At 57.2% G+C, this 18,825-nt stretch carries 10 protein-coding genes and 2 tRNA genes; 5 read left to right on the top strand and 7 right to left on the bottom strand.

Going from position 1 to position 18,825, the window contains the following annotated elements; genetic code table 11:
* Positions 1-124 precede the first annotated feature (124 nt).
* Together csdA and csdE are read left to right on the top strand one after the other, a co-directional pair.
* Entirely contained in the window at positions 125-1,330 is a 1,206-nt protein-coding gene (gene csdA, locus DW56_RS07295; protein WP_024553259.1) for a cysteine desulfurase CsdA, read from the top strand.
* Positions 1,331-1,774 (top strand): cysteine desulfurase sulfur acceptor subunit CsdE, encoded by a 444-nt coding sequence (gene csdE, locus DW56_RS07290; protein ID WP_024553260.1) that lies wholly within the window; start codon positions 1,331-1,333, stop codon positions 1,772-1,774.
* Here the strand turns inward: csdE and tcdA are convergent, their stop codons facing one another.
* Entirely contained in the window at positions 1,775-2,584 is an 810-nt protein-coding gene (tcdA, locus tag DW56_RS07285) for a tRNA cyclic N6-threonylcarbamoyladenosine(37) synthase TcdA (RefSeq protein WP_024553261.1), read from the bottom strand.
* A gap of 57 nt (positions 2,585-2,641) precedes the next feature.
* Positions 2,642-3,739 carry a murein transglycosylase A gene (mltA, locus tag DW56_RS07280; protein ID WP_024553262.1) on the bottom strand — a complete coding sequence of 366 codons (1,098 nt, stop codon included), beginning with the start codon at positions 3,737-3,739 and terminating at the stop codon, positions 2,642-2,644.
* 203 nt (positions 3,740-3,942) lie between these two features.
* On the opposite strand from mltA, the gene DW56_RS07275 reads away from it, so the two are divergent.
* Positions 3,943-4,019: transfer RNA gene (locus DW56_RS07275), tRNA-Met, on the top strand.
* 41 nt (positions 4,020-4,060) lie between these two features.
* Positions 4,061-4,137 (top strand) — tRNA-Met (locus DW56_RS07270).
* Between the two features lie 60 nt (positions 4,138-4,197).
* Here the strand turns inward: DW56_RS07270 and amiC are convergent.
* Positions 4,198-5,445: an N-acetylmuramoyl-L-alanine amidase AmiC gene (gene amiC, locus DW56_RS07265; RefSeq protein ID WP_024553263.1), complete on the bottom strand. Its 1,248-nt coding sequence runs from the start codon at positions 5,443-5,445 to the stop codon at positions 4,198-4,200.
* Between the two features lie 229 nt (positions 5,446-5,674).
* Here amiC and argA point away from each other — a divergent pair, with 229 nt between their 5' ends.
* Entirely contained in the window at positions 5,675-7,006 is a 1,332-nt protein-coding gene (gene argA, locus DW56_RS07260) for an amino-acid N-acetyltransferase (RefSeq protein ID WP_024553264.1), read from the top strand.
* A 31-nt stretch (positions 7,007-7,037) separates the two neighbouring features.
* On the opposite strand, the gene recD is transcribed toward argA, so the two are convergent.
* From recD to recC, 4 genes are all read right to left on the bottom strand, one after another.
* A complete protein-coding gene (gene recD / locus DW56_RS07255; RefSeq protein ID WP_024553265.1) occupies positions 7,038-8,873 on the bottom strand; it encodes an exodeoxyribonuclease V subunit alpha in 1,836 nt (611 codons plus the stop codon).
* Entirely contained in the window at positions 8,870-12,412 is a 3,543-nt protein-coding gene (gene recB / locus DW56_RS07250; RefSeq protein ID WP_024553266.1) for an exodeoxyribonuclease V subunit beta, read from the bottom strand. Before recB ends, recD begins: the two co-directional genes overlap by 4 nt.
* On the bottom strand, positions 12,409-15,297 hold the full coding sequence (gene ptrA / locus DW56_RS07245) for a pitrilysin (RefSeq protein WP_024553267.1): 2,889 nt from the start codon (positions 15,295-15,297) through the stop codon (positions 12,409-12,411). Before ptrA ends, recB begins: the two co-directional genes overlap by 4 nt.
* Positions 15,298-15,452: 155 nt before the next feature.
* On the bottom strand, positions 15,453-18,824 hold the full coding sequence (gene recC, locus DW56_RS07240) for an exodeoxyribonuclease V subunit gamma (protein WP_024553268.1): 3,372 nt from the start codon (positions 18,822-18,824) through the stop codon (positions 15,453-15,455).
* Between the last annotated feature and the right edge of the window lies 1 nt (position 18,825).

Below are 18,825 nucleotides of genomic sequence, written 5' to 3'. Positions count from 1 at the left end.
ACATTATTCAGCATAACCTTCCCTCCCTGATTTGCCAGAATAAACAGACTAATCCGATGGTTATGAACTTCCTTGTACGGACGCGATAAATGCGCGACGATCGGGCTCTATTATGAGGAGCATTATGAAAGCATTTAATCCCGCCCGTTTTCGCGGGCAGTTTCCGGCGCTGGCCGATGCGGGCGTCTATCTTGACAGCGCCGCCACCGCCTTAAAACCGCAGGTGGTGATTGAAGCGACGCAGCAGTTTTACAGCCTGAGCGCAGGAAATGTGCACCGCAGCCAGTTTGCCGAAGCGCAGCGCTTAACGGCGCGCTACGAAGAGGCCCGTAGCGCGGTGGCGCGCTGGCTTAATGCGCCAGAAAGCAAAAATATCGTCTGGACGAAAGGCGCGACCGAAGCGCTGAATCTGGTTGCGCAGTGTTACGCTCGCCCGCGCCTGAAGGCGGATGATGAAATCATCGTCAGCGAAGCGGAACATCATGCCAACCTTGTTCCCTGGCTGATGGTGGCCGAGCAAACCGGCGCGCGCGTGGTGAAGCTGCCTGTCGGCGCCGATCGCCTGCCGAACCTTGCCAGACTTCCCGATCTGCTTAACGAACGCACCCGCATTCTGGCGCTGGGACAGATGTCGAATGTGACCGGCGGCTGCCCGGATCTCGCCCGCGCCATTACGCTTGCTCATCAGGCAGACGCCATCGTGGTTGTAGACGGCGCGCAGGGCGTAGTGCATTGCCCGCCGGACGTGCAGGCGGTGGATATCGACTTTTACGCCTTTTCAGGCCACAAACTTTACGGCCCGACCGGCATCGGCGTGCTTTATGGCAAAGGCGAATTGCTGGAGCAGATGTCGCCCTGGCTTGGCGGCGGCAAGATGATCACTCACGTCTCTTTCGACGGTTTTAAAACGCAGCCGGCGCCTTACCGTTTTGAGGCAGGAACGCCAAATGTCGCGGGGGTTATCGGTCTTAGCGCGGCGCTGGAGTGGCTGGACGAGATAGATTTAGTGAAAGCGGAAAGTTATAGCCGCGGCCTGGCCACGCTGGCTGAAGCCGGGCTGTCAAAACGACCGGGTTTTCGCTCGTTCCGCTGCCAGGATTCCAGCCTGCTGGCCTTTGATTTCGCCGGTGTGCATCACAGCGATATGGTGACGCTGCTGGCGGAATATGGCATTGCGCTGCGCGCAGGCCAGCACTGCGCGCAACCCCTGCTGGCGGCGCTTGGCATCAGCGGCACGCTGCGCGCCTCTTTCGCGCCTTACAACACCCAGAGCGATGTCGAAGCGCTGATTGCCGCCATCGACCGTGCGCTCGCTATTCTGGTGGATTAAATGACAACCGCTTACCTTGCCGGACACCCTTTCGGCGCCTCTGTTACCGCCGACACGCTGCGCCAGACTTTCGGTTCGCTGACGCAGTGGGAAGAGAAATATCGCCAGCTTATCCTGCTGGGCAAACAGTTGCCCGCCCTGCCGGATGACCTGAAACGTGAAGAGATCGAGATCCCGGGATGCGAAAACCGCGTCTGGCTCGGTCACACCCGCCAGCCAGACGGCACGCTGCATTTTTACGGCGACAGCGAAGGTCGCATTGTACGCGGTCTGCTGGCCGTGCTGCTGGTGGCGATAGAAGGCAAAACGCCGCAAGCCTTGCTGTCGCACGAGCCGCTGGCGCTCTTTGATGAACTGGGGTTGCGCGCGCAGCTTAGCGCATCGCGCAATCAGGGGTTAACGGCGCTGGCCGACGCGGTGAAACAGGCGGCCCGCGCCGGGTAATTACCGCGCCTCGCGCGCGGCTTTCGCCATCATTTTTTTCAGCGCATGGGAGACCGCCACAAAGCCGAACGTGGCGGTAACCATGGTCGCTGCGCCAAAACCGGAGGCGCAATCCATCCGTTTTGGCCCTTCCGCCGTGCTTTTCATCGCACATACCGTGCCATCCGCCTGCGGGTAAACCAGCGCTTCGGTGGAAAAGACGCAATCGACGCCAAGCTTGCCTTTGCTGTTCTTAACCACGCCAAAATCGCTTTTCAGCCGCTCGCGCAGTTTTGCCGCCAGCGGATCCTGAATCGTTTTCGCCAGATCCGCGACCTGGATTTGCGTCGGGTCAATCTGCCCGCCCGCCCCGCCGGTGGTCACCAGCGGAATTTTATAACGACGGCAATAAGCAATGAGCGCCGCTTTAGGCCGCACGCTGTCGATGGCGTCAATAACGTAGGTGAAACCCTGATTAAGATGCTGCGCTACGTTATCCGCTGTAATGAAATCATCCACCACCGTAACGCGGCACTCGGGGTTTATCTGGCGAATGCGATCCGCCATCACCTCTGCCTTCGCCAGCCCTACGTTATCGCGCAGCGCATGGATTTGCCGGTTGGTGTTAGTGACGCAGACATCATCCATGTCGATAAGCGTGATGGCGCCTATACCGGTGCGGGCCAGCGCTTCCGCCGCCCACGACCCGACGCCGCCGATGCCAACGACGCAGAGATGGGCGTTAGCGAAAAGCTCCAGCGCGGTTTCGCCATATAAACGGGCGGTGCCGCCGAAACGGCTTCGCCAGGCATCAGTAAGAACGACTGCCATGATAACCTCGGGTAATTCAAATGAGCGGGCGGCGTGACCGCCCGCAAAAGGCAGGGATTAACCGCTGAAGACATTGCCTGCGCCCGGCGCTGTTTTCAGCACCCAGACGCGACCGTAGTGATTATACCAGCCTGCGCGGTGCCCCGCTTCCGGGCCGATCCCCTGGTAAATATCGAAGTGCTGGCCTTTGATGGCGCCGCCGACATCCAGCGCCACCATCAGGCGTAGCTCATATTGTCCGTTGAACTTGCCGTTATTGTCCAGCAGCGGAACTTCCGCCAGCAGCGTGGTGCCCGGCGGGATAATTGAACGGTCAGAGGCCACCGAAGCGCGGCCGATAAGCGGCACCGCGCTCGCACCTTTCACCGGCGCATAAGATTGCGGTTTAAAGAACACAAACGACGGGTTCTGCTCAAGCAGTTCGCGCACTTCCGCTTCGCTGTGGGTTTCGCCCCACTGGCGGATCGCCTGCATCGACATGTCTTCTTTTTTCACTTCGCCGCGGTCGATCAACACTTTGCCGATGCTGCGGTAAGCGTGACCGTTTTTGCCTGCGTAGGCGAAGAAGTTAAGCGGACGTCCGTCGCCAAAATCGATATAACCGCTGCCCTGCACGTCCATAATGAAGTTATCCATCAGGGAGTTGCTGTAAGCCAGGACGTAATTTTCACTCAGCGCGCCTGCGTAAATTTCGGCGCGCGACGGCAAACGACCACGCTTAGGCGGCATGCGGTAAATCGGGTACTGGAATTCGCCCTGACGGGTATAGCGCGCCTGCACGACCGGCGTGTAGTAACCGGTGAACTGCACGTTGCCATAATTATCGGCCCCTTCCATCTGCCAGGCGTCTATACCGAACTGGCGCAGCGAACGGGTATCGCCGCCCGCGCGCAGCCACTCCTGCACGGCGCTGTAAACGCTGCTCTGGCTACCGTACAGACGCGGCGAGGCGTTGCGGATTTCGCTCACCTGCTTTGAAAAATCGCCCGCATTAATGGGCGCGCCCACGGCATCCGGCTGATTGACCAGTGAGAACGGCTGATGAAACTTACCGTCTTTATATTGTTGACCGCGATCGGTCGGTTTAGAAGAACAGGCCGCGAGGATCGCCACCATCGCTCCTGTCGCCAGATATTTTGCCAGACGCCCTTTCATTACTCTCTCCACGTTACCGCATTCCGCAGGCGAAGATAGCAAACACGCGGGTTCAATGAAACGGCTGCGCCTTAAGCAGAATCAAATAAGGATAAAAAATAAACAGATGGCGGGATATTTCAGCAAGTGCGCCTGATGATGGCGGTTTGTTTTAAAAAAAGGTTGCAACGAAAGCTCAGCGGAGTATAGTGCGCTTCCACGGACGCGGGGTGGAGCAGCCTGGTAGCTCGTCGGGCTCATAACCCGAAGGTCGTCGGTTCAAATCCGGCCCCCGCAACCAATTAACGCGCCGTGCGCGACAATGTGAAGTAGTATGACGGACGCGGGGTGGAGCAGCCTGGTAGCTCGTCGGGCTCATAACCCGAAGGTCGTCGGTTCAAATCCGGCCCCCGCAACCAATCATAAAATGAACACCCTGACGGGTGTTTTTTTTTGCCTGAAATAAGGCAAAAGGCGCGTTAACCGCGCCTTGCCAGCGTCCCGCCATCGGCGAAATAGGCTTTAATGCCCGCCAGAATCGAAACGGCCACCTCCTGCTGAAAGGCCGCCGTGCGCAACTTTTTCTCTTCCTCAACGTTACTGATAAACGCTGTCTCGACCAGTATCGAGGGAATATCCGGCGCCTTCAGTACGGCGAAGCCCGCCTGATCGACGCTGTTTTTATGCAGTTTGTTAACGTTGCCAAGGCGATTCAACACCTCTTTGCCAAATTTCAGGCTGTCGGAAATCGTCAACGACTGCACCATATCGAACATCGTATGGTCCAGGTAAACATCCCCGCTTTTGCTGACGCCGCCGACCAGGTCGGCCGCGTTCTGCGTTTGCGCCAGATATTTCGCCGCGGTGCTGGTGGCGCCTTTGGTGGAAAGCGCAAATACCGACGAACCGCGCGCCGCCCGGCTGGTAAAGGCATCGGCGTGAATAGAAACAAAGAGATCGGCGCGCTGCTTCTGCGCCTTCGCCACACGCACTTTCAGTGGGATAAAAATATCCTCGTTGCGCGTCATATAGGCTTTCATATTGCTCTCTTTTTCAATGAGCGCCCTTAATCGCCGTGCGATTTGCAACACCACATCTTTTTCACGCGTTTTGTATTTCCCTATGGCCCCGGGGTCTTCCCCACCGTGGCCCGGGTCTATCATGATGACGATAGGCCGATCGCGCCCCGCTTTGCCAGGCTGCGGGCCACCCTGCGGCGCTTTTTTATCCAGCTCGCCTTTGTTGTAATCTTCCAGCAACGCCAGTAGCGGATCCTGCTCGCTGGCGCTGTCGGCCGGATAGAGATCGATAACCAGACGCTCTTTAAATTCCGCCACCGGAGCCAGGGCAAACAGATGCGGCGTGACGTTCTTTTTCAGCTCGAAAACCATCCGCACCGTTTTGGGATCAAACTGCCCGACGCGCGCAGATTTAATAAAGGGATCGTTATGGCTTATCTGGTTGCCCAGTCCTTTCAGCACAGAGTTAAGGTGCACGCCTTCAATATCCACCACCACGCGCTCAGGATTACTAAGCGCAAACTGGCGATATTTCAGCACGCGGTTCGATTCGAGCGTGACGCGGGTATAGGCGGAAGCGGGCCAGACGCGCACCGCAACCACCTGGCTTGAAGCGGCAAAGCCAATCTGACTGACGCTTAATAACCACATGGCGCCCGTCCCCTGCAACAGCTGACGACGGCTTAAAGATTTACTGGAACCAGACATGCCTCTCCCGAGCAAAAAAACGAAACCCTGACATAACATCGTAAAAACAGGCGAAAAACTTTAGCGAATGGTGCCCTGACTGTCATCTATAAAAGGGTAAACATTCGATTTACGCTTTTTTTGCGCCATGTTTAATGCTCGTGCTGAGTGAAATTGTTGCTTGCATGGCTGAACAGAAAAGAATAAAAATACATAAATTACGAATAATAATTCATTGAGAGGTTTAGCCGTGGTGAAGGAGCGTCGAACCGAGCTGGTCCAGGGATTCCGTCATTCCGTTCCCTATATTAATGCTCATCGGGGAAAAACGTTTGTCATTATGCTTGGCGGCGAAGCCATTGAGCATGAAAATTTCTCCAATATTGTCAACGACATTGGTCTGCTTCACAGCCTTGGGATCCGGCTGGTGGTCGTCTATGGCGCGCGTCCGCAAATCGACGCTAATCTCGCCGCTCATCATCACGAACCGCTTTATCACAAGCATACCCGCGTCACCGACGCCCGCACGCTCGATCTGGTTAAACAGGCGGCCGGCCTGCTGCAACTTGATATCACCGCCCGCCTTTCTATGAGCCTTAACAACACGCCATTGCAGGGCGCGCATATCAACGTGGTAAGCGGCAACTTTATTATTGCCCAGCCGCTTGGCGTGGATGACGGCATAGACTACTGCCACAGCGGCCGCATCCGCCGTATTGACGAAGAAGCCATTCATCGCCAGCTCGACAGCGGCGCGATTGTGCTGATGGGGCCGGTGGCCGTCTCCGTTACGGGGGAAAGCTTTAACCTGACCTCAGAAGAGATAGCGACACAGCTGGCTATCAAACTTAAAGCGGAGAAGATGATCGGCTTTTGCTCTTCGCAGGGCGTAATGGATGAAAACGGCGAGATTGTTTCGGAGCTGTTCCCGAATGAAGCCCAGACGCGCGTAGAGGCGCTGGAAGCGGCGGGAGATTACCATTCCGGTACGGTACGTTTCCTGCGCGGCGCAGTGAAAGCCTGCCGCAGCGGCGTGCGCCGCAGCCACTTAATCAGCTATCAGGAAGATGGCGCATTGTTGCAGGAGCTGTTCTCGCGTGAAGGCATCGGCACACAGATTGTTATGGAAAGCGCAGAGCAGATCCGCCGCGCTACCATTAACGACATCGGCGGCATTCTTGAGCTTATTCGCCCGCTTGAGCAGCAGGGCATACTGGTGCGTCGCTCCCGCGAACAGCTGGAGATGGAAATTGATAAATTCACCATCATCCAGCGCGACAACCTGACTATCGCCTGCGCTGCGCTCTACCCTTTCCCCGAAGAGAAAATCGGCGAAATGGCCTGCGTGGCGGTGCATCCTGATTACCGCAGCTCCTCCCGTGGCGAAGCGCTGCTGGAGCGCGTGGCGAGCCAGGCGAAGCAAATGGGGCTTAGCAAGCTTTTTGTGCTGACGACCCGCAGCATTCACTGGTTCCAGGAGCGCGGCTTTACGCCAGTAGACATCGATTCGCTGCCGGAGAGCAAAAAGCAGATGTATAACTACCAGCGGCGCTCAAAAGTGCTGATGGCGGACCTTACCTGACACGGCCAGGCCGCGCAAAAGCGCGGCCTTTTTATGCCCTGAAGCTTTCCATCAGCCCGCTGCGCCGCTCGGTGCGGGTCGCTATCGCCTGCTCAAACACCCGATCGTCGGCATAAAGCGACAGCCTGCTGCGCGCACGGGTTATGGCGGTATAAACCAGTTCACGCGTTACCACGGGAACAAACTGGCCGGGGAGAATTAGCGCCGCGTGGTCAAATTCCGACCCCTGCGATTTATGCACCGTCATCGCCCAGGCGGTATCATGCGCAGGAAGGCGGCTTGGCTGCACGGGTTTTACCGAGCCATCCGGCATTGGGAACCAGACGCGCAGCCCCTGCCCCCTGTCGAGCGCAATGCCAATATCGCCGTTAAACAGCCCCAGCGAGCTGTCATTACGGCTAATCATTACCGGTCGGCCTTCATACCAGCGAGAAAGCGGCACGCGCTTGATAAAACGCCGCTGCGCCAGCGCCTGCTCCAGCCGCTCGTTTAATCCGCCCACGCCAAACGGCCCTTCACGCAGCGCGCAGAGCAATTGAAAGTCGCCAAACGCCTGCAATACGGTTTGCGGCTCTGCGCCTTCACGCAATGAACTGAGAAAACGCTCGTAGCCCTCCAGCGCATCGACAATCATTTGCGCGTAATCGTCGCCGCTTTGCAGCGGTTTTTTGGCGATATCCGTAAAGTTCTGAGTAAACGCGCTATGCGCCGCCCGGTGGTCGCTGCTGTTAACGGCGAAAGCCAGCCGCCCAATGCCGGAATGGCTGCCGAAGCGATAGCTTTTTTGCAGCAGACAAAGACAATCCCGCAACTCAGCGGCGTGCTCGCTTTCCCCTGCGGCTATCTGGCAGCCGGTGATGCGGCTCAACTCCTGCGCTCTGGCGGCAGTAAAACCGTGGCTGACATAGTGACACACATCGCCGAGCACCGCGCCGGCCTCCACCGAGGCGAGCTGATCGCGGTCGCCTAAAAAAATCACCCGCGCATGGGGCGGAAGCGCCGCGATTAGCCGCGCCATCATCGGCAGGTCAATCATTGACGCTTCATCCACGACCAGCACATCCAGATGCAGCGGATTGCCTTCATGGTAGCGCAGCCGCTGGCTGCCAGGCTGCGCCCCCAACAAGCGGTGCAGCGTGCTGGCTTCATCCGGCAGCGCCTCTTTTTGTTTTTGCGCCAGCGGTAAACGGCGCAGCGCGCCGCCAAGCGACTCGGTCAGACGCGCCGCAGCTTTGCCGGTAGGCGCGGCAAGACGAATACGTGGCGGCTTTTCCCCCGCCAGCCGGACTAACGCCGCCAGCAGTTTGGCGACGGTCGTTGTTTTTCCCGTGCCCGGACCGCCGGAAATCACGGAAATACGGCGAGTCAATGCCACCGCCGCCGCGACTTTCTGCCAGTCCACCTCATCGGCGGGCGCGAACAGCTCATTCAGCACCTCGTTCAGCTTCGCCTCATCTGCCGCGATAACCCGGTTTTGCTGGCGGAAAAAAGCGGCGACCGCCTGTTCGTGACGCCACATGCGGTTGAGATAAAGCCGCTCGCCAATAAGCTTGAGCGGCGTTGGCGCGCCGTCATCGCTTACCGCCCGGGAAGCCAGCAGCACTTCATGCCAGTTTTGCGGGTTTCCCGCCGCGTCGAACAGGGTTTTTGCAAATGCTTCCTGCGGCCTGCCGGAAAAGCAGTGTTCGACGCACAGGCGGCTCACGGGCAGACAAACATGCCCTTCGCCTGCGTCACGGCTGACCAGCGCCGCCGCCAGCATAATGGCCGGCTCGTCATTGCTCGCCACCATCATGGCGAACTGCGCATCCAGCGGCCGCAGCAGTTTCTGCTCTACCGCCTGTCGGATAAGCTCCTGCATTTTCATATCGTTGCCTCCTGTTCACCGGCAAATAGCGCATCCATGCCCTCTACCAGTTCCAGCGCCGGACGGGTGGTGAAAATGCCTTGCGAAGCGTCATCACCCGAGACCCCGCGCAAAAAAAGATAAATGACGCCGCCGAAATGGCGTTCGTAATCGTAATCCGCCAGCCGGTGGCGCAAGTAGCGATGCAACGCCAGGGTGTAAAGCTGGTATTGCAAATCGTAACGGTGCGTCTGCATCGCCTGCGCCATCGCCTCGCGGGTATAAGCCTGCGGGCTGTCGCCAAGCCAGTTGGACTTGTAATCAAGCAGGTAGTAACGCCCCTGCCAGCGGAACACCAGGTCGATAAAGCCTTTCAGCATGCCGCGCACCTGACGGAAATCGAGCGGCGGGCAGGATGCGGAAAGCGGGTCGTGGCGGCGAATAAGCGCATCCAACGCCTCGGGGGCGAGCGTGGCGTTGATCGGCACATAAAACTCCAGCTCCACCTGCTTCTCTTTCGGCCCGAGCTGGTTAAGCGATACGCCGCTTTCATTAAGCGGCGCGCGCAATATGTTCTCTATCCACTCCGTCATCACTGGCTGCCAGGCATCGTCAAAGCCGCCCAGTAAGAGCTGCTCGCTGACCCACGTTTTTTCTACCGGCTGCGTGAAATCGAGATTTTCAAACAGGCCATGCAAAAAGGTACCGGGCGACGCGCCGCGAGGAAAAGTATGCGGCGTCTTTTCAGGCTCGCCTGAAGATTCCCGGTCGCCCGCAGCATCGATATCCAGTTTTGGCACCCAGTCCTGCGCAAAAGAGGGACCATGCTGCTGCAATCCGGAATAGCTGGTGACACGCCATTCATCAACGATACGGCGTTGCAACTCGCGCGCAGCGAGGCTTAACGCCTCGCCAGGCGGCGGCGCCCAGGGCTGGTTGTCCGGCTCTGTCGGGAAATCCAGCGCGATGGCCTCATCGCATAAGGCTTCAAGGCAACGTTTAAGGCCAGCGGCATCCAGCGCCTCGCCTTTCTGGATAAGCCGGCCAAGGGCGCTGCGATGCAAATCCGTTTCGCCATTTTTTGCTCCCCGGCTACGGAAGAGCGGCGCGATGCCCAGGCTGCAATGCCAGACCGAGCGGGTAAGCGCCACATAAAGCAGGCGTAAATCTTCCGCCAGTCGTTCCGCTTCCGCAAGCTCGACGCTGCTGGCGTCGTTGCTTAAATCCAGCACTGCCGCGAAGGTTTCGCGATCGTGGTAAAAACCGGTCTTTTGTTCGCGGAAATCGGCGATAAAAGGCAGCCAGACCAGCGGATACTCCAGGCCTTTGGATTTATGGATGGTGACTATCTGCACGAGGTGCTTATCGCTCTCAAGGCGCAACTGCTGACTGGCGGCATTGGCGTCTGGCTCGGCGATATGCTGGGCCAGCCAGCGTACCAGCGCATATTCGCTGTCTGCCTGGGCGGAGGCCTCCTGCAATAGTTCGCTCAGATGAAGGATATCCGTCAGACGCCGCTCGCCGCCAGGGGTCGCCAGCAAGTTTTCTGCCACATGGCGTTTTGTCATTAGCATACGCAACATGGGCATTACGCCGCGCTTCAGCCAGATTTGCCGGTAGCCGTCAAACTCTTCCACCAGGTTATCCCAGGCGTTCTCATCCTGGTTGAGCGCTTCGATGGCTTGCGCATCCAGTCCCAGCATGCTTGCCGCCATTGCGCTGCGCAGGCGAGTCTCGATTTCAGGCGCCAGCACCGCCTGTAGCAACCAGAGCAGCTCAAGCGCTTCCTGAGTGGCGAAGACGCTGTCACGATTGGAAAGATATACGGAAGGAATATTGAGCGCATTCAGCGCTTCGCGCACAACCGACGCCTCGATCCGGTTACGCACCAGCACGGTAATATCGGATGCCCGCACCGCTCTTGTTTCGTCTCCTTTACAGAGCAACGCTTCGCCGCGCAACCCCGCCGTCAGCCAGTCGCGAATCTGGTGCGCGCAGACCCGCGCCATGTATTGTTGGTAATCGCTTACTCCGGCTCCTTCGCCTTCCATTAGCCAGAACTTCATCGCCGGTTGCGTTTTTCCCTGCACAATAAAGCGCAGCGACTGGTTACGCGACGCCGATTTCACCGGCAGAAAAGGGATATCCTGAAACAGGAAAGGATTGTCCAGCAGGCCGAACAACCGGTTTACGCTTTCCACCATCCCGGGCGCCGAACGCCAGTTGGTGTCGAGAGTATAGTGAGCGCTAACTTCGCTACGCGCCTTCATATAAGTGAAGATATCGGCGCCGCGAAAGGCGTAAATGGCCTGTTTCGGGTCGCCTATCAGCAGTAGCGCGGTTTCAGGCTGACCAAGCCAGATACGGCGGAAAATACGATATTGCTGGGGATCGGTATCCTGAAATTCGTCGATCATCGCGGCCGGATAGCGGGTACGGATAGCCAATGCCAGGGCGTCGCCGCCCGGCTGGTGCAACGCTTCATCCAGCCGACTTAGCATGTCATCGAAGCCCAGCTCGCCGCGACGGCGTTTTTCCTGGGCGACGGTAGCGCGTATTTCCGTCATCGCCCGCGCCATCACCAGGTCGCGAATAGTCAGCGGCTCCAGCAACAGCTCATCAATCGCTGCAAACAGCGGATGGCGCGGCGGCTCGCCTTTTTTTGTCTTTTCAATCAGGTTTGACTGCGCGAATTTAGCAAGCGCTTCCGGCAACTGATAAGACTGCGTCTCTTCCTGAGCCCAGGCATTAACTTTATCGAGCCAGTTGGGCAGGTTTTTACTGCTGAAACTGCGTTTATCAACACCGGAGCTGGCGATCATGGCGCCGATTTCGCCCGCAAGAGAACGCCACTGCGCTTTTATTTGATCGATGCGCTCAATGATGCGCTGATGGCGTGCTTCAAGCGTCTCTTCATCGGGTGGCGGCGTTTTAATTTGCGGCGCTTCGCCGTGCAAAAAACCGCTGATATCACGCAGCAGGGATTCCGGCCCGTCCCACAATTCGCTGATAGCACGGGCGACCGCTTTTGGCAGCGGGTAACAGTGGCGCCGCCAGAAATCCGCACACGCCTGGTAGCGCAGCAGAGATTCATCTTCAATGAGCTGTTGTTCAAACGGCATGCCGGATTCGAAGGCGTTCAGGCTAAGCATGCGCTGACAAAAACCATGAATGGTAAAAATCGCCGCCTCATCCATTTGCCGTTCGGCCAACAACAGCGTTTGCGCCGCGTGGCGCTTATCCGGGATCTCATCAAGCAGCCGCTGGTAGAGCGCATCGTCGGTGCGTTCGCGCAGGCAGGCGACGCGCAGCTCGTGAATATTGCTGCGAATACGTCCGCGCAGCTCTTCCGTGGCGGCTTCGGTAAAGGTTACGACCAGCAGCTCTTCAACGGACAGCGGCCGGGTATGGGCGTTTTCGCCGCCCAGCCCCAGCAATAACCGCAGATAAAGCGCGGCGATAGTAAAGGTTTTCCCCGTCCCGGCAGAGGCTTCTATCAGCCTTTCACCCAATAACGGCAAGCGAAGGGGATCAAGGGACTCTGCTCGTTCATCGGTCATTCTTTGTCACTCATCAGGGGTAAAGATTGTTGCAAACCGCTGACGCTCTCCTGTACTTCCCAGCCCTGCGGCGCAGCATAGTCCGCTTTGCCGTCGTGCGTGCCGGACACCTGAGATAAAACCGCCATGCCGGTTGGGGCAATCACCGCCTGGTGAAAGAAGTCGGCCAGTTTTTGCGGCGTCAGCTTTTTAATTTCCGCGACGACTTTATCACGTGAATCAAAAGCCATATTACCCCGGTCGAAATCTTTACTGACCCGCGAGGCTTCTTCTGAAAGCGTCTGCGGCGCCTGGAGCATCTGATTAATCACCCCTTGCTGCGTCTGGGCGAACTCCTGCGGATCAAGCTTGCGCAGTCGTTCCTCTACCGCTGGGAAGAACGCTTTATAGCGCTCCCACAAGAAAGCGGGCTGTTTATCGCTGCTTTGCAGCAGGAACCCTATGCCCCACTGGCGCCCGATACCCATCGGGAAGGCGAAAACGGCATACCCTAGCTGCTCCTGGGTGCGCAGCTGGTTGTAAAACCAGGGCTGAACAATCTGGCCGAGCAGCGCGCTGTAAGCCGAACTGACGGTTTCGTCATACCCTTTCGGCACAAACACCGCCGCCAGCGCCGAATCGGTGCTGCCGCCTGCTTTGTTGAAGATAACCTGCCGCTTTTTGTCTACCAGCACATCTTTATTGCGACACCATTCGTTGCCGTTCGCGCCAAGCGACGTCTTCACCGCGTGGGCAAGTTTGCCGGCCTGCTCCGGGGTTATATTGCCAAGCATCAAAAACTCAGGACGCCCCCCGGTCTTGAGGTTGCTGCGGTAGTCCATCACCTCCTGCAATGTAATGTTATCCAGCAACGCCCGACGCGCTTCGCGCTGGAAATAAGGCACCTGGGACACCATTTGCACCGGCATGATAGCCTGTTCGTAGGCTTTGCCTTTTTCCGCAGACTCCAGCATGCGGCTGTACCAGGATTTTGCCTGCTGTAGCTGCTCTTCCGTCGCGGTATAGGAGAAGTACCCATTCAGTAAGGCCTGGAAAAGCTGCGGCAACCGCTGCGTATAGCCATTGGCGTTCAGCATCAGTCCGTTGTTGGCATTGGTAGAGAAACTGATACCGCCCACCGCCGCCTGGTTGCTCAATTCATCCAGCGCCACGCCAGCCAGGTAATCATTGAGCGCAAACAGCACCTGATTTTTCGCGCTGTCCATTGCCTGCGGGTTACGCAGCACCATCGTAATATCTGCTCTCGGTTCAAGACCAAAATAGCGGCTTGGGCTATAAAGTACGCGCAGTCCCGGTTCATTAATCAGCAGTTCCGGGTGAAGGTACGTTTTTTCCGGCTTAATGAGCGTGAAATCATCCGGAATATAGGGGTTTAGTTGCGGTAATTTAAGCGCGATCTTATCCGCCTGCTCGCGCCAGCTTTTAAGCGTAGCGGCGGGGATTTTATCTACCTGATAAGGCGCATCGACAAAGTAAGCCGTTTTGTTATGCGGTTCGTCAGGGCTGATATACCAGATACGCGCGTTCTCCGGCGTCATCATCGCCAGACGCGCTTTTATCGCCTGCGGATCGTACCTGTCAGCAATGTTCACTACATCGAGCGTATGCGCGATCGGCACGCGGATCATCGTATCCGCCAGCCATTCCACATACTCCATATCGCGCGTAATAGAGGGATAGCGAAAGTCGAGATCGAGCACGTTCGCCAGCTCATCGAAATAACGCTTGTCGATGCCTTTTTCACGTAGCGTGTTCAGATAACTAAAGACAGCGGCAACGACGCTATCGCGCTGCGCCAGCCCTTTATCCGTCAGCGTGACGGAAATAGCGAGCACGCCGCTATTGCCGTTGACGACCGGGTCTGAGTCGGCGCGCACGCCTTCGGCCAGCCCCTGCTTTTGCAACCAGTCGGAAAGCGTATCCGCGCTGCGGTTGCCAATGAGATAACCGATCAGCTCATCCGTTTTGCTGCGAAACTGGTCGCTGTTGTTTTCAATACGAAACTCTATGCGCACCACTTTTCGCGGCATCACCGGCACATAATGAATAACGATCCCCTTTTGCGCATCAGTGACCACAGGAACGTTAATAGCGGGCTTTTCAATATTTTTATTCGGTACGCGGCCATAGGTCTGCGCCGCAAGCTTCGCCAGTTCCGGCAACGGACGGTTACTGTAAATGACCGCTTTCATCAGGTTGGCGGAGTAGTATTTATCGCGAAACGCCACCAGCGCCTGCTGTAACGGGCTGCCCGGCTTATCGCGCAGCGTTTCCAGATTGCCGCCAGAGAAACGAGAGCCGGGATGAGCCGGATTAAGGGTTTCCGCGCTGACCTGCGCCATGCGCATACCATCGCGGGCGCGGGCCATCGTCAGTTCAGCGTTCACCGCATTGCGCTCGCGATCGGCGTAGACTTTTGCCAGGGTTGGCGCGGCAATGGCGTCCGCCAGCCTGTCTACCGCGCCGTCCAGCGCATCGTTTTCCACTTCCAGGTAGAACGCGGTGCGATAAGGCGCCGTGCTGGCATTATGGCTGCCGCCGTGCATTTTCAGATATTCAGCAAGGCTGTCTGGCTGCGGATACTTCTTCGACCCCATCAGCGTCATGTGCTCAAGGTAGTGAGCAAGACCGAGATGGTCGTCAGGATCCTCAAGCGAACCTACCGGCAACACCAGCGCTGACAAGGACTTAACGGCCTGCGGATCGCTAACCAGCATGACCACCATACCGTTATCAAGACGAATAGCCTGGTACTGGCGGTTATCTTTTTCGCTTTTGCGGATGGTTTCCTTTATGGGTTGCCAGCCAGTATCTGCCTGAGTGAGAGGAGCCCAAAGGGCCACGGAGAAACAGAGCGCTTTAAACCAGGTCTGGCAATCAGGCATTTACGAACCTCTTAATCACAAAAACTCCTGAGCTTTTCATCATTAACAACCGCTCTCCCGTAACGGGATCGTTTTGTCGTTTTTTGCATCGGCCCTGAGCAAGATGCGCATCATAAAGGAAACGGATCCGGCTGCGCAATTTTTATACAGTAACGTTATTTTTGATTGAATCTGAAAAGCGGCAGCAGGTAGCGCTGCGCTTCGCGGATAATCGCCTCGTAATATTCCGGCTCCAGGCTACGCCAGAGACGCTGATACCAGATATCCGCGCCTTCGCCTTCCACCATCTGGTTGCCTGTCCAGGCCTGCAACAGCTTGTTGCGCGCTTTTTGCTGCGTTTCTTCATCCCAGGCGATGGTGTCGCTGGCCGGGTCGTAGCACGCCTTCAGCCATTCGCCGCCGCTCTGCGAGAGCAAAACCAGCGGGCTGCTCATTCCTTGCTTATACCCTTCAATCAAGTCGACGAGATAACCTCGCGCCTCTTGCGCCTCAAGCGCAGGAAAACGCCACTGGGTCTCTTTCCGCCCGTAAAGGCGGCTGGTTCCCTTACCGCCGCTGGCACAGTAGACCAGATGCTCAAGCCAAAGTTGCATTCCATGCTCAACCCTTAGCAGAGAAGGCCGCCAGCGTAGCAGCCCATCTTCCTGCACATGCTGCAACCAGCCGGTAAGCTGTACGTTGTTTAGCGTAAGGTCGATCTCCTGGCTTTCGCTGGTGCTGCGCTCAGCGGTGACTCTGTCCGCCAGCGTCTGCATCTCCAGCAGCTGACTTTCCCAAAAAATTTCGCCAAAAGCGCCGTAGGGCAACTCCCCTGCCGCGCGATAGCGGCGGTAGAGCATATCGGGATCTTCTTTTTCAACCAGCGTATTTAATAACTGCTGATTGAGCTGATAACGGCCCAGGCTATCCAGCGTGAAGGGCTCGGCATCCGGCAGCTCGCTCTCTTCGGTACGAAAATTTACCTTAAGGCGCATCTGGAAAAATGCCCTTACCGGGTGGCGCCAGAAGCGCTGCAACTGCTCGAAAGGCAGCTCTTCTACGGGTGCCGGCGCCAGCGGTTTAATAAACTCCGGGTGCGCCTCGCCCTGCTCGCTTGCCGCAGGCAGCCACTCGCGGGCATAGCTTTGTAATTCACGGGCCGGCAGGAAATTTTCCGCGTCAAACGGCGTGCGGGGATGCAAACGCGTAAGGTGCGCTTTAACTCTGCGGGCGCTTTCGTCGCAGTTAAGGGCTTCGTCTCCGGGCAGATAGTGGCTCTGCGCCAGATAATCGATAAGCTCCTGCACCAGTACCGAGGGATATTTCTCGCTGTTATCCTGAATGGAGCGGCCGATATAGCTGATATAAAGACGCTGTTGCGCTGATATGAGCGCCTCCAGAAAAAGGTAGCGGTCATCATCGCGACGGCTGCGATCGCCGCGCAGCGGCTTCTGGCTCATTAAATCAAACCCCAGCGGCGAGAGCGTGCGGGGATAAACGCCATCGTTCATCCCAAGCAAACAAACCACTTTGAAGGGGATAGAGCGCATCGGCATCAGCGTACAAAAGTTAACCGGCCCGGCCAGAAAACGCTGGCTGATACGCTCCTGATCGAGACGCTGCGCCAGTTCATCACGCAGCAGGTTCAGCGGCACGCTGCCATCATAATGGCCTGCCATGCCCTGCTCTATCATCTCTTGCCATTGCTGCTCAATGAGCGCTAACGCCGCCTCGGTCTCTTCATCCGGCTCGAAGAAGCTTTCCAGCATATCCCGGCAAACAGGCAGCCATTCCGCCAGCGGTCTCGGCTGAGAAAGCCCTTTACGCCAAAGGTTAAGCTGCATCAACAACTCGGCAAGGTGCCCTACCAGTTCGGCTATCAGCCCGCTGGACTCATCGTAGGGCAATACCTCCTGCCATTCGCCGACATGGCTTTCCATGGCGTAACCCAACAGCATACGCGTCAAGCCGAACTGCCAGGTATGCTGGCCTGTCGCAGGCAAAGCCAGTTCACGCACGTTGTCGTCATCAATGCCCCAGCGTACGCCTGATTCATTGACCCACTGGCGCAGGTAAAGCAGGCCTTCTTCATTGATGGAGAAGCGGGCGGCAAGCGCAGGCACCTCCAGCAAAGCTAATACATCTTCCGAGACGAAACGGCTGTCCGGCAGGGAAAGCAAAGTGATAAAAGCTTCTAGCGCCGGATGCGCCTGCCGCGCTTTACGATCGGAAATCGCCCAGGGCAGCCAGCGTTCGTTACTGGCGCTACCGAAAACGGCCTGAATAAAAGGGCTGTAGCTGTCGATGTCCGCCACCATGACGATGATATCGCGAGGCGTGAGTTCCGGGTCAGCCTCCAGCATGCGCAACAGCTGGTCATGCAATACTTCCACTTCACGTTGCGGACTATGGCAAACATGCACAGCCACACTGCGATCGTCAGGATCCAGCGGCCTTTTATTTTCGCTTCGCTCAAACTCTTCCAGCGTAACGCCTGCCAGCGCGTTGTTGCGCAGCTCCAGCAAGTCATATTGCAGGCTGTGCAGCAAATTATCAGGCTCGACATCGACGAAAACGTCGAGTTCTTCAAAGTGCTCAAGCCCTGAGAGCAGGTAAGAATAGTCGCGTCCAAGCTTGCCCCATGAAGCAAGCAGCGGATTGCCGACTTCCTGCTCGCCCTCTTCATTAAAGAGCGAAAAAGCCGTCTCGTTGTCTTTAAACAGCGGCGAGGTGCCCGCCTGCGCATGCCGCTGCCGCTGACGGCTCATGAGACGCGCCAGAAATGCCGGGTCTTTAATATCGCCCCAGTAGTAGCGGCAGGGGTTAGTAAACAACAGGTGAACATCAATATGCCTGCCGAGCGCCTGTAACGCCTGCAAATAGACCGGCGGCAAGGCCGAAATACCGCAAATAAAAACGCGGGCGGGCAGCCCAGCCGGGCGTTCAGTGGCGTTTTCCAGCTTTTCGATAAAACGTTGATAAAGATTGGCGCGGTGCCACTGCGGCTGTCCCAGTTGCGCGGTATGCTCCACTAACGCTTTCCACAGCGGCGCCTGCCACTGTTGCGCATCGCCAAGTCCTTCGACCTCCTGCCCCGCCTCCCAGCGCGTCAGCCACTCCGGACGGTAGACCAGATACTGGTCGTAGAGATCCGCCACACGTGAAGCGAGCTGAAAAAGCTTACGCTTGTCGTCATCGTCATTGAGGTAATGACGCAACATCGCAAACTCAGGACGCGGCAGCATCCCCGGCAGCAGCGTCATGAGCTTCCAGCTCATATTCTGTTTAGTAAACGCGCTCTCTTCCGGAATATTGTGCAGCACGCGCACAAACATATCCCAGATAAAACTGGCAGGCAGGGGAAACGTTATGTTGGCGGCAATACCAAACTTCTGTGCGAGGGTCATCTGCAACCACTGGGCCATACCGGTGCTCTGCACCAGCACAACTTCAGGCTCGAAAGGATCGTCGAGCGGCTGGCGTTCAACGATAAACTCCATGATCGCTTCCAGCACATCCAGCCGGTTGGAGTGGTAAACCCGTAACATA

The sequence above is a fragment of the Franconibacter helveticus LMG 23732 genome, from assembly GCF_000463115.2.
Lineage (GTDB): Bacteria > Pseudomonadota > Gammaproteobacteria > Enterobacterales > Enterobacteriaceae > Franconibacter > Franconibacter helveticus.
Note: the sequence above shows the minus strand (reverse complement) of the source record. Positions and strands in the feature narration are given on the sequence as shown.